Annotated in this window: 14 protein-coding genes; 8 read left to right on the top strand and 6 right to left on the bottom strand. The window is 43.2% G+C overall.

The features are described 5' to 3' along the window. Positions 1-3: 3 nt before the first annotated feature. Positions 4-405, top strand: coding sequence for a fasciclin domain-containing protein (locus DACSA_RS09085; RefSeq protein WP_015229467.1), 402 nt, complete (start codon positions 4-6; stop codon positions 403-405). Positions 406-711: 306 nt separating this feature from the next. On the opposite strand, the gene DACSA_RS09080 is transcribed toward DACSA_RS09085, so the two are convergent. Further along, positions 712-1,014 (bottom strand): hypothetical protein, encoded by a 303-nt coding sequence (locus DACSA_RS09080; RefSeq protein WP_015229466.1) that lies wholly within the window; start codon positions 1,012-1,014, stop codon positions 712-714. A 9-nt stretch (positions 1,015-1,023) separates the two neighbouring features. Continuing rightward, positions 1,024-2,430: an aspartate ammonia-lyase gene (locus tag DACSA_RS09075; protein WP_015229465.1), complete on the bottom strand. Its 1,407-nt coding sequence runs from the start codon at positions 2,428-2,430 to the stop codon at positions 1,024-1,026. A 54-nt stretch (positions 2,431-2,484) separates the two neighbouring features. On the opposite strand from DACSA_RS09075, the gene DACSA_RS09070 reads away from it, so the two are divergent. The 7 genes from DACSA_RS09070 to DACSA_RS09040 all read left to right on the top strand — a co-directional run bounded on the left by DACSA_RS09070 (position 2,485) and on the right by DACSA_RS09040 (position 6,936). Then, the gene (locus DACSA_RS09070; RefSeq protein ID WP_015229464.1) at positions 2,485-2,742 is read left to right on the top strand and encodes a chlororespiratory reduction protein 7; all 258 of its coding nucleotides are present in this window, start codon (positions 2,485-2,487) and stop codon (positions 2,740-2,742) included. Next, positions 2,739-3,110 carry a hypothetical protein gene (locus DACSA_RS09065; RefSeq protein WP_015229463.1) on the top strand — a complete coding sequence of 124 codons (372 nt, stop codon included), beginning with the start codon at positions 2,739-2,741 and terminating at the stop codon, positions 3,108-3,110. The genes DACSA_RS09070 and DACSA_RS09065 overlap by 4 nt, the downstream gene beginning before the upstream one ends. 9 nt (positions 3,111-3,119) lie before the next feature. After that, positions 3,120-3,470, top strand: a complete 351-nt coding sequence (locus DACSA_RS09060) for a hypothetical protein (RefSeq protein WP_156800736.1) — start codon at positions 3,120-3,122, stop codon at positions 3,468-3,470. A gap of 203 nt (positions 3,471-3,673) precedes the next feature. Next, positions 3,674-4,612: an RpnC/YadD family protein gene (locus DACSA_RS09055; RefSeq protein WP_015229461.1), complete on the top strand. Its 939-nt coding sequence runs from the start codon at positions 3,674-3,676 to the stop codon at positions 4,610-4,612. A 6-nt stretch (positions 4,613-4,618) separates the two neighbouring features. Beyond that, on the top strand, positions 4,619-5,581 hold the full coding sequence (locus DACSA_RS09050) for an RpnC/YadD family protein (RefSeq protein WP_015229460.1): 963 nt from the start codon (positions 4,619-4,621) through the stop codon (positions 5,579-5,581). Between the two features lie 6 nt (positions 5,582-5,587). Then, positions 5,588-6,562, top strand: coding sequence for an RpnC/YadD family protein (locus tag DACSA_RS09045; RefSeq protein WP_015229459.1), 975 nt, complete (start codon positions 5,588-5,590; stop codon positions 6,560-6,562). 122 nt (positions 6,563-6,684) lie between these two features. Beyond that, positions 6,685-6,936 carry a hypothetical protein gene (locus DACSA_RS09040; protein WP_051017297.1) on the top strand — a complete coding sequence of 84 codons (252 nt, stop codon included), beginning with the start codon at positions 6,685-6,687 and terminating at the stop codon, positions 6,934-6,936. 34 nt (positions 6,937-6,970) lie between these two features. Here the strand turns inward: DACSA_RS09040 and eno are convergent, their stop codons facing one another. The 4 genes from eno to nusA all read right to left on the bottom strand — a co-directional run bounded on the left by eno (position 6,971) and on the right by nusA (position 11,811). Beyond that, positions 6,971-8,266, bottom strand: a complete 1,296-nt coding sequence (eno, locus tag DACSA_RS09035; RefSeq protein ID WP_015229458.1) for a phosphopyruvate hydratase — start codon at positions 8,264-8,266, stop codon at positions 6,971-6,973. Positions 8,267-8,337: 71 nt separating this feature from the next. Beyond that, positions 8,338-10,014, bottom strand: a complete 1,677-nt coding sequence (mutL, locus tag DACSA_RS09030; RefSeq protein WP_041235783.1) for a DNA mismatch repair endonuclease MutL — start codon at positions 10,012-10,014, stop codon at positions 8,338-8,340. 148 nt (positions 10,015-10,162) lie between these two features. Continuing rightward, complete coding sequence (gene clpS / locus DACSA_RS09025) at positions 10,163-10,468, bottom strand: ATP-dependent Clp protease adapter ClpS (protein WP_015229456.1); 306 nt, start codon at positions 10,466-10,468, stop codon at positions 10,163-10,165. Between the two features lie 140 nt (positions 10,469-10,608). After that, positions 10,609-11,811: a transcription termination factor NusA gene (gene nusA / locus DACSA_RS09020; RefSeq protein WP_015229455.1), complete on the bottom strand. Its 1,203-nt coding sequence runs from the start codon at positions 11,809-11,811 to the stop codon at positions 10,609-10,611. Positions 11,812-11,837: the final 26 nt, after the last annotated feature.

Raw genomic sequence — 11,837 nt, 5'->3', positions numbered from 1 at the left:
AAGATGCCAACGATTGTCGAGATTGCGGTTAATAATGATGCGTTTCAAACTTTAGTCCAAGCGGTAAAAGCGGCTGATTTGGTGGAAACCCTCAACAGTGAGGGCCCTTTTACTGTCTTTGCTCCGACGGATGATGCGTTTGCGAAACTTCCTCCAGGAACGATTCAAACTCTTGTCCAAAACCCACCTCAACTCGCTCGGATTTTGACCTATCATGTGTTATCAGGTTGCTATAAAAAAGCGGATTTAGCCACTTCGGAAACAGTGGATTCTATTGAAGGTTCATCTATTAAAATAGATTGTTCCGATGGCTTTGAAGTTAAAAATGCCACTGTCCTTACTCCTGATATTGAAGCAGATAATGGCATTATTCATGTGATTGATAATGTCTTATTAATGGGATGATTTCTGCTTAGAAGAAGACTAGCGATCGAGACGGTCGCACTCCCACCAAAATCAACAGTTACCCAATGATCTCATCTTACTCGTAGGTTCGGTGAAGCGCAAGCGTAACCCAACAAAAACTTTGTTATGGACTGGCTTTTCATATTCATCGGAAAAATCTTTTAAGATACGAGGAAAGCGATCGAGTTGAGTCACCCCTGCATCAAAACTTTGAAATCTTACCGATTAATCAACCCTCTTGCCTAAGGCAACTTGCATGCAAGCCTTACTAAACCAACCAATGGACTTTTTCGTGTTGCGCCCTACTTATAAAACTTTAGAACTTCTGGTTAGCGCGGTGATCCGTTGCGCTTCTTTAAATGATAATTCTTCGTCACTTTCACCTAATGCTGGTTTCACGCTAATTGTATCGACATTTGTCATGTTGATATAAATCGTTTCTTCTGCGGTGTGTAAGGGACACCATTTCTGACTAATCAGTTCTTGAATCCTTTGGCGTAATTCAGGATAGGGATCATTTTCATCGGCGGTTTCTGTGATTAAAAATGATTCTTTTTCGCCATTGTTGTAGTGAAAACTGATTTGAAGAGAATAGGCTTGTTTTGGCATGATTCACGGTTATTGAAGTTGACTCATTTTTAATAAATCTAACACTTTTTCTAGTGTTTCTTCGCTCATTAGTTCTTTTTCTAGGACTAATTCTCGGAGAGATTTTCCCGTTGCTAATGATTCTTTGGCGATCGAAGCTGCGTTAAGATAACCGATATGGGGATTCAGTGCGGTGACAAGGGCTAAACTGGCTTCAGCATAATTTTGGCATCGATCGGGCTGGGCTTGAATCTCTTTTAAGCATCGATCGCGCAACACTTCTATTGTATTCCCTAATAGCTCTATGCTGTGAATTAAATTATAAGCGATCAACGGCATCATCACATTTAATTCTAACTGACCCGCTTGGGAAGCGAGGGCGATCGCCTGATCGTATCCCATCACCTGAAACGACACCATAGAGGTCATTTCAGCAATCACAGGATTATATTTCCCAGGCATAATAGAAGACCCAGGTTGGACAGGAGGAAGGGTAATTTCCCGAAACCCCGTTTTTGGTCCTGAATCTAATAAACGGAGGTCATGGGAGATTTTAACGCAGTCTTGGGCAAGATTTCGCAATGCCCCAGAAACGTTAACAAAGGGGGACATACTTTGCATCGCCGCCATGAGATGAGGGGCGCTGGTTAACGGTAAGCCCACCGCGTCACTGAGTAAACTCACAATTTCTTGGCGATATTGAGGATGAGTATTTAAGCCAGTTCCTGTCGCACTTCCGCCGATTCCCAATGCTTGTAAATCTTTGGCCGCTGTGATCAGGCGAGTGTTATGATCACGGAAGATTTGCGCCCAAGCGCGGAACGTTTCTCCTAAACGCACTGGAACCGCATCTTGGAGATGAGTACGACCCGATTTTACAATGTCTTGAAACTCGATCGCCTTCTCTTCTAAAGTGTTAATAGTGTCATTGAGCGTAGGAAATAACGATCGCTGCAGTGCGAGTAATGCACCAATCCGAATCGCAGTGGGAATCACATCATTGGTAGATTGTCCGTAGTTAACGTGATCATTGGGATTCACTCGTTGATAGTTTCCCTTTTCATCCCCTAAAATTTCTAACGCACGATTCGCAAGGACTTCGTTAACATTCATGTGGTGAGAAGTCCCAGCACCAGCTTGATAGATATCCACCACAAATTGATTGCGGAGATGTCCGTCGAGAATTTCATCCGCAGCTTGGACAATGGCGTTACTAACATCGGTCGGAATGCAATTTAATTTTCCGTGCGCGATCGAAGCTGCTTTTTTAATTAAAACACAAGCATCAATATAAACAGGTAAAGGTTTAATCCCACTAATGGGAAAATTTTCAGTTGCGCGTAAGGTTTGAATCCCATAATAAACCTGAGTCGGAATTTGACGTTCTCCCATAGAATCCTTTTCAGTACGCACATCAGAAGCGTTCGTTTGAGTCATATTGTGTGAAATCCTATAAAGTAAAATAGACCAAAGAAAATTATAAATTGTATTATGCCAGATTCAATTATGTATCAAGAGGACGCTTATGTTGTCCTCGAAACCAACCAACCCGAAGAAATAATGAGTCCAGAAGAATTACTGGAAAAACTCAAAGGTATTTTACAAAATCATCCCGATGAACTTCCCAGAGACTTAACTAAGTTTGAGACAGTAGAAGCGCAAGCAAAACATCTCATGGAAACCAGTTGCGAGTTTGATGTGGGAGAAGGAGAGTATTTGCAATGGTATGTCATTCGACTAGATAAATGAACTATACCGATCAGTACGATCATCCCTGGAAAGAAGCGATCGGGCTATACTTTCCTTCTTTCGGGGTTTTTCTTCAAGATTTAGAAGTTGCGTTTGAACAAGAGATTGAACAGTTTGAGGAGGAAACTCGTATGAGTTATATGACTAGCTGGGAACGTCGAGGACGAGAGAAGGGAATCCAAGAAGGAATCCCACAAGGAATTCAACAGGGAATCCAAGAAATTCTAGAAACTCGTTTCGGTGAGGTGGAAAACTCTCTGATGAACTCGGTGAAAGAGATTAATGAAATTTCTCGCTTGAAAATGCTTTTAAGACAAGCGACGACAGTTAATTCTCTCCAAGAGTTTCAATCTTTGCTGGGGAGTTAATTCCTCGTGGTGAACTATACCGATCAGTACGATCATCCCTGGAAAGAAGCGATCGGGCTTTACTTTCCTTCTTTCGGGATTTTTCTTCAAGATTTAGAAGTTGCGTTTGAACAAGAGATTGAACAGTTTGAGGAGGAAACTCGTATGAGTTATATGACTAGCTGGGAACGTCGAGGAAGAGAGAAGGGAATACAGGAGGGAATCCAAGAAATTTTAGAGAGTCGTTTCGGTGAGGTGGAAAACTCTCTGATGAACTCGGTAAGGGAAATTAATGAAATTTCTCGCTTGAAAACGCTTTTAAGACAAGCGACGACAGTTAATTCTCTCCAAGAGTTTCAATCTTTACTTGGGGCTTACTGAATAAACCTAAAACCTTTATCCAATCAGCTTTTAAGGCTCTTAATTCTTTGAAAAAGTGCAAGGGAATTGAACGCTCAATAGTCAAACCCCTGCATCAAAACTTTGAAATCTTACCGATTAATCAACCCTCTTGCATGCAAGCCTCTTGCCTTTTGCCTTACTACACCAAAAACATGAACTTTTTCAGTAAACCCTAATTCCTCGTGGTGAACTATACCGATCAGTACGATCATCCCTGGAAAGAAGCGGTCGGGCTATACTTTCCTCCCTTCCTCTCCTTCTTCTTCCCACACATCTGGGAAGAAATTAACTGGGAACGTGGCTATGAATTTCTGGACAAAGAACTACAAAAAATTGTTCGTAACGCCAGTGTTGGTAATCGTCAAACGGACAAATTAGTAAAAGTCTGGCGTAACAACGGAGAAGAAACTTGGGTGTTAATTCACATTGAAGTCCAAAGTCAATCTCAAGCTGAATTTGCTCAACGGATGTATCTGTACAATACACTGATTTTTCAACGCTATGGTCAACCCGTGGTGAGTTTAGCCATTTTGGCAGATGATCAGCCCCGTTGGCGACCACAAAACTATTCTCGTGAGTTGTGGGGATGTCGTGTTGGGTTAGAGTTTCCGATCGCGAAATTGTTAGATTATCAAACAGAGATGGCTTCACTGCGAACCAGTCTCAATCCTTTTGCGGTGATTGTGGAAGCCCATCTAGCCACTCAACAAACCCGAAACCAGTTCTCCCGTCGCTATCAGGAGAAAGTGAGGATGGTCAAAAACCTCTATCGGAGAGGTTATAGCCGAGAGGATATATTAGAACTATTCCGACTGATTGATTGGATCTTGCGATTACCGCAAGATTTAGAAGTTGCGTTTGAACAAGAGATTGAACAGTTTGAGGAGGAAACTCGTATGAGTTATATGACTAGCTGGGAACGTCGAGGACGAGAGAAGGGAATCCAACAGGGATTCCAACAGGGAATCCAAGAAATTTTAGAGAGTCGTTTCGGTGAGGTGGAAAACTCTCTGATGAACTCGGTGAAAGAGATTAATGAAATTTCTCGCCTGAAAACGCTTTTAAGACAAGCGACGACAGTTAATTCTCTCCAAGAGTTTCAATCTTTGCTTGGGAGTTAATTCCTCGTGGTGAACTATACCGATCAGTACGATCATCCCTGGAAAGAAGCGATCGGGCTATACTTTCCTCCCTTCCTTTCCTTCTTCTTCCCACACATCTGGGAAGAAATTAACTGGGAACGGGGCTATGAGTTTTTAGACAAAGAACTACAAAAAATTGTTCGTAACGCCAGTGTTGGTAATCGTCAAACGGACAAATTAGTAAAAGTCTGGCGTAACAACGGAGAAGAAACTTGGGTGTTAATTCACATTGAAGTCCAAAGTCAATCTCAAGCTGAATTTGCTCAACGGATGTATCTGTACAATACACTGATTTTCCAACGCTATGGTCAACCCGTGGTGAGTTTAGCCATTTTGGCAGATGATCAGCCCCGTTGGCGACCACAAAACTATTCTCGTGAGTTGTGGGGATGTCGTGTTGGATTAGAGTTTCCGATCGCGAAATTGTTAGATTATCAAACAGAGATGGCTTCACTGCGAACCAGTCTCAATCCTTTTGCGGTGATTGTGGAAGCACATCTAGCCACTCAACAAACCCGAAACCAGTTCTCCCGTCGCTATCAGGAGAAAGTGAGGATGGTCAAAAACCTCTATCGGAGAGGTTATAGCCGAGAGGATATATTAGAACTATTCCGACTGATTGATTGGATATTGCGATTACCGCAAGATTTAGAAGTTGCGTTTGAACAAGAGATTGAACAGTTTGAGGAGGAAACTCGTATGAGTTACATGACTAGCTGGGAACGTCGAGGAAGAGAGAAGGGAATCCAGGAAGGACGAAAAGAGGGACGAGAGGAAGGAATACAGGAAGGAATCCAAGAAATTTTAGAGAGTCGTTTTGGTGAGGTAGAGGAGGAGGTCATTAACTCGGTAAAGGAGATTAATGAAATTTCTCGCTTGAAAACGCTTTTAAGACAAGCGACGACAGTTAATTCTCTCCAAGAGTTTCAATCTTTACTTGGGAGTTAATTCCTCGTGGTGAACTATACCGATCAGTACGATCATCCCTGGAAAGAAGCGATCGGGCTATACTTTCCTCCCTTCCTTTCCTTCTTCTTCCCACACATCTGGGAAGAAATTAACTGGGAACGGGGCTATGAGTTTTTAGACAAAGAACTACAAAAAATTGTTCGTAACGCCAGTGTTGGTAATCGTCAAACGGACAAATTAGTAAAAGTCTGGCGTAACAACGGAGAAGAAACTTGGGTGTTAATTCACATTGAAGTCCAAAGTCAATCTCAAGCTGAATTTGCTCAACGGATGTATCTGTACAATACACTGATTTTCCAACGCTATGGTCAACCCGTAGTGAGTTTAGCCATTTTGGCAGATGATCAACCCCGTTGGCGACCACAAAACTATTCTCGTGAGTTGTGGGGATGTCGTGTTGGATTAGAGTTTCCGATCGCGAAATTGTTAGATTATCAAACAGAAATGGCTTCACTGCGAACCAGTCTCAATCCTTTTGCGGTGATTGTGGAAGCCCATCTAGCCACTCAACAAACCCGAAACCAGTTCTCCCGTCGCTATCAGGAGAAAGTGAGGATGGTCAAAAACCTCTATCGGAGAGGTTATAGCCGAGAGGATATATTAGAACTATTCCGACTGATTGATTGGATCTTGCGATTACCGCAAGATTTAGAAGTTGCGTTTGAACAAGAGATTGAACAGTTTGAGGAGGAAACTCGTATGAGTTATATGACTAGCTGGGAACGTCGAGGAAGAGAGAAGGGAATACAGGAAGGACGAAAAGAGGGAAGAGAAGAGGGAATACAGGAAGGAATCCAACAGGGAATCCAAGAAATTTTAGAGAGTCGTTTCGGTGAGGTGGAAGAGTCTCTGATGAACTCGGTGAAGGAGATTAATGAAATTTCTCGCTTGAAAACGCTTTTAAGACAAGCGACGACAGTTAATTCTCTCCAAGAGTTTCAATCTTTACTTGGGAGTTAATTCCTCGTGGTGAACTATACCGATCAGTTCAGTTTGATCCTTCCTAGAAAGAAGCGATCGGGCTTTACTTTCCTTCTTTCGGGATTTTTCTTCAAGATTTAGAAGTTGCGTTTGAACAAGAGATGGAACAGTTTGAGGAAGAAACTCGTATGAGTTATATGACTAGCTGGGAACGTCGAGGACGAGAGAAGGGATTCCAAGAAGGATTCCAACAGGGAATCCAAGAAATTTTAGAAACTCGTTTCGGTGAGGTGGAAAACTCTCTGATGAACTCGGTGAAGGAAATTAATGAAATTTCTCGCCTGAAAACGCTTTTAAGACAAGCGACGACAGTTAATTCTCTCCAAGAGTTTCAATCTTTGCTTCAAAGTTAGTTTACAGGGGTCAACTTTGACCCCTCCTAGTTTATTAATCGTTACCGAAACGAGGTCCGAAACCTGCTAGGGGTGCATAAATCGCCCGATCGCCGAGTTCTTGTTCAATTCGCAATAACTGATTATACTTGGCAATCCGTTCGCTACGAGAAAGAGAACCCGTTTTAATTTGTCCCGCGCGAGTTGCTACGGCTAAATCCGCAATGGTGGTGTCTTCGGTTTCTCCAGAACGATGGCTGATCATGCAGCTATAACGGTTACGATGGGCTAACTCAATGGTTTCTAAGGTTTCCGTCAGCGTTCCAATTTGATTGAGTTTAATTAAAATCGCGTTTCCAGAGTCGGTATCAATGCCTTTTTGGAGACGAGTGGGATTAGTGACAAATAAGTCATCTCCCACTAACTGTGTATTTAATCCCATTTTTTCGGTGAGAATACGCCAGTTGTCCCAGTCTTCTTCCTGTAACCCATCTTCAATGGAAATAATCGGATAGTCACTGGCTAAGTCATGGAGATAGTTAATTAATTCTTCTGGAGTGTGTTCGCTTCCTTCGTAAACATAGCTTCCATTTTGATAAAACTCGCTGGCGGCGACATCTAAGGCTAAAGCGATTTGTTCCCCAGGTTGATAGCCTGCTTTTTCTATGGCTAATATAAGAATCTCTAGCGCCGATCGATTCGACTCTAGGTTAGGCGCAAATCCTCCCTCGTCACCAACGCCAGTCAGTAATCCTTTACTGTCTAACACTTTACTTAAAGCATTAAACACTTCAGCACCCCAACGCAATGCTTCACTGAAACTAGGTGCGCCAATGGGGACAATCATAAATTCTTGGAAGTCAATGTTATTGGCGGCGTGTTCTCCGCCATTGATGACATTCATAAAGGGAACGGGTAAAATGTTCGCCATTGGTCCCCCTAAGTAGCGATAAAGGGGAAGCATGAGATGTTCCGCTGCGGCTTTGGCGGTGGCGAGAGAAACCGCTAAAATGGCATTTGCCCCTAAGTTCGATTTATTTTCTGACCCATCGGCTTTTTCCATGGCGCGATCGATCGACATTTGATCTAAAGCATCTAAGTCCATCAAGGCGGGAAATAAGGTCTCTTCAATGTTCTCTACTGCTTTGAGAACGCCTTTCCCACCATAACGATGATCACCGTCGCGCAATTCATGTGCTTCAAATGTGCCAGTAGAAGCCCCACTGGGAACTTGGGCTAGTCCGATCGCGCCACTGGCAAGCTGCACTTGTGCTTCTACGGTGGGTCGTCCTCGTGAGTCTAAAATCTCTCTGGCTTGAATGGCTTCGATCGCGCTATCTGGATTATACATTCTGTTTCTCCCCGATTTCTGGTTTTTCCTCATTTTCTACTGTTCATTGTTCATTGTTAATCGCTAAATGTCTAGATTCCGTGACTTTTTCCAATCACCCAATGACGGCGGAAAAATTTAGCGAGAGAGGTTTCAGTGAGGGAGAGGTAAATCGGACGACCATGGGGACAAGTGTGAGGGTGACGAGTCTGTTTCCATTGGTCGAGAATGTCCTGCATTTCTTGCGGATTGAGGGGAGTTCCATTACGGATCGCACTGCGACAAGCGGTTGCTACTTGTGCGGTTGCTAAGTCGCCACCCGAACTGAGTTCTAAGATAGCATCTTGAATGTCCGATCGCGGTTGTAAAATTTTCGGGACGGTTCTGATTGCCCAAGTTGCTTCCCCAAATCGATCGATTTCCAAGCCAAGACGTTCCAGTTGTTCTTGTTGCGATAAAGACAGATCATCGAGAATCAAGGGCGGATCATGGGATACCAGTTCCCATTGTGCTTGTAATTGTTCATAAATAATCCGTTCATGGGCGATATGTTGCTCAATTAACCAAACGCCAGTGGGATGTTCGGCGACAATGTAGGTTTGATGAAGTTGCGCGATCGCCCGCAATGGAAATAAACTCAACTCTCCTTTCTCTTCTTCTGTCGCTGTCACTTGATAATCACCTTTGGCTTCCGCCGCTTTTAATAATTCTCCCACGCGGCGATTATGGACGATTTCAGGAACAGAATTTGAGTTTAGCTGTAGAGCATCCTTAATGGCATTTTGGACTTGTTCTTGCCAATGTTTGAGGTGACAGAGATAGATTTCTGTTTTTGCTGGATGCCGATTCCAGTCGATTAAGTGGGGATGGGTGTGGAGGTGTAACCAACAAATGGGATATCGATCGCGCGGTAGGGTTTTCATCAAGCCAGAAACAAGGGTTTGTTCAATCTCAGGTAAACGAACACAGCGCCCATTAACTGCTGTTTTCAGCCAGTCTCTTTGATGACGGGAAGCGCGATCGGGCAGTCCCAGCAATAATTCTAAACGAGATTGTCCTTCTTGGTCTGGAGTTTTGATCTCCTTAGAAACATATTGAAAATCAGAGGTTTGGAATTGAGATAAAATCTGAGGCAGTAACTGTTGGGGAGTCTCCACTGGCGAGAGATGTAACCAAAGCCGATCGTCGTGATAAACTTGCCAAGTAAGGTCGGGATGAGCCATGGCGATTTCGTAAATGGTTTTCTGAATCGCTTTTAGCTGTTGAGATTTCTTCGGTAGGGCGTGACGACGGGCGGGAAAATCGGCAAATAAATCAGAAACGGTGACAATGGTTCCAGGTGCGATCGCGATCGTTTTCTCGCTAATTACCTCTCCGCCTCGACTATAACTCATCTCATATCCCGTTTCTGATGTGGGATAATGGGGACGACTTCGCACCTGTAAAGAAGCAATTTGAGTCATGCTGTGGAGTGCTTCTCCCCGAAAGCCGAGGGTAACAATTTTTTGCAAATCGGAGGTCGATCGAATCTTACTGGTAGTATGAGCATAAGCGCAGTGACGTAAATCTTCGAGACTCATCCCTTCCCCATTATCTGCCACTTGTAGGGAAGACAATTCTGCATTCATCGTGATTGTAATGCGAGTGGCGTTGGCATCCAAAGCATTTTCCACCAACTCTTTAATAACAGAAGCAGAAGAAGCAATCACTTCTCCTGCTGCAATTTGTTTAATTACCTGATCTGGTAACGGTTGAATACAGTGATCTATCAAGTTTATTATTTATTATTTGTTATTCGTTATTTGTTATTCGTTGTTTGTTGTTTGTTAACTCACTCCTCTTTCCTCTCTTTTAGTAAATGGTAACTGGATCGCTGGTTAAAGGTTTCAGCTTAATTCAGCGAACCCTAAACATAAACTATTCATCTGGTTCAATGGTACTGGTTAAACCGTGATTTTTGAGCATTTCACAGTAAAATTCAGCGTGTTCTTGAGCGCAAGTAATCACCAAAGCGACACCCGAATTATGAGCTTCCATCATAATATCAACGGCTTGCGGTTGCGTGAGACTGGGAACAGTTTGTAACAAAGTTTGGACGACATACTCCATCCCATTAAAATCATCATTATGGAGAAGTACGCGGTATCGAGGGGCTGGTTTACGGACGGTTTGGCTTTTCTCAACCGTTTTAATTTCTGGTCGATCTAAAACTTCAGTTGACACGGTGATCCTCCTTTAATAATTAACAATTCACGCTCAAATAATTTGTAATGAAAAGTTAACTGTTTGTCTGCTCATCGCAACAGTTAAGTTCTCTTCTTCCTTGCATTTTAATGATTCCTTCACAATTTGACCACGACGGATTATTCACTTCCCAACGCTTCTACTGTTGCTTCCGAGTCGGGAGAAAACTCCTCCACAATTTCTGCTTCTTCTTCCTGTTTACCAGCTTCTTTGATATCAAGTTTCCAGCCGGTGAGATGAGCGCTGAGACGAACATTTTGTCCATCTTTCCCAATGGCTAAACTGAGTTGATTACCCGGAACAATCACTTGTGCGTGGCGTTCTTCCGTATCCATTAATACCACACGATTAATCTGTGCTGGACTGAGAGCATTTTTGATATAGATTTCGGGGTCTGGCGACCAACGAATCACATCAATTTTTTCTCCCCGTAATTCGTTCACTACGGCTTGGATTCTTGACCCTCTCGCGCCAATACAAGACCCAACGGGGTCAATATCTCGATCGAGGGTATCTACGGCTAATTTGGTGCGAGAACCCACATGACGAGAAGGAGGATTCGCTTCCCGCGCGATCGCAACAATCCGCACCACTTCATCTTGGATTTCTGGGACTTCATTTTCAAACAAGTAAGCCACTAAACCAGCAGAAGCACGAGATACAATTAATTGTGGCCCTTTTCCCACCCCATCGCGGACTTTTTTGAGATAAACGCGAAAAGCAGCATTGGCGCGGTAATTATCATTGGGAAGTTGTTCTTTAATGGGAAGTTCTGCTTCCACTTCGGGACGACCATAACCGCTAGTCACCGCCATAATCACAGATTGACGTTCAAACCGTACCACTCGCGCTTGTAACACCGTTTCTTCTAATTCTTGAAACTCCTCTTGGATCATTTTCCGTTCTTGATCACGGAGTTTCTGCATCAGTACCTGTTTGGTTTGAATGGCAGCCATGCGTCCGAAGTCTTTTTGTTGCGGAGTAACATCAATCACAACGGTGTCTCCTAATTCCGCTTCTTCGGCAACTTCTTTGACTTCTTTCAGTCCAATTTGATGATCGGAGTTAGAAACGCTTTCCACAATTTCTTTAGTGGCGAGAACCATAAACCCTTCTTCTTCTAAGTCGAGTTGAACTTCAAAGTTATCGAAGTAGTCATCATCAAATTGATCGCGATCTAGGGTTTGAGAACGGCGATAACGTTCGTATCCTTTTAATAAGGCTTCTTGAAGGGCGATTTTTACAGCGCTAGGGGGAAGATTATGTCCTTCGCTAATGTCGTTAATCATTTTCCCTAAATTCGGGAGGCTAACAGTTGCCATAAGTTTTTTCTCCTTAATGATTGATG

Origin of the sequence: Dactylococcopsis salina PCC 8305, from assembly GCF_000317615.1 — a bacterium.
In the GTDB taxonomy this organism is placed as follows: Bacteria; Cyanobacteriota; Cyanobacteriia; order Cyanobacteriales; family Rubidibacteraceae; genus Halothece; species Halothece salina.
Note: the sequence above shows the minus strand (reverse complement) of the source record. Positions and strands in the feature narration are given on the sequence as shown.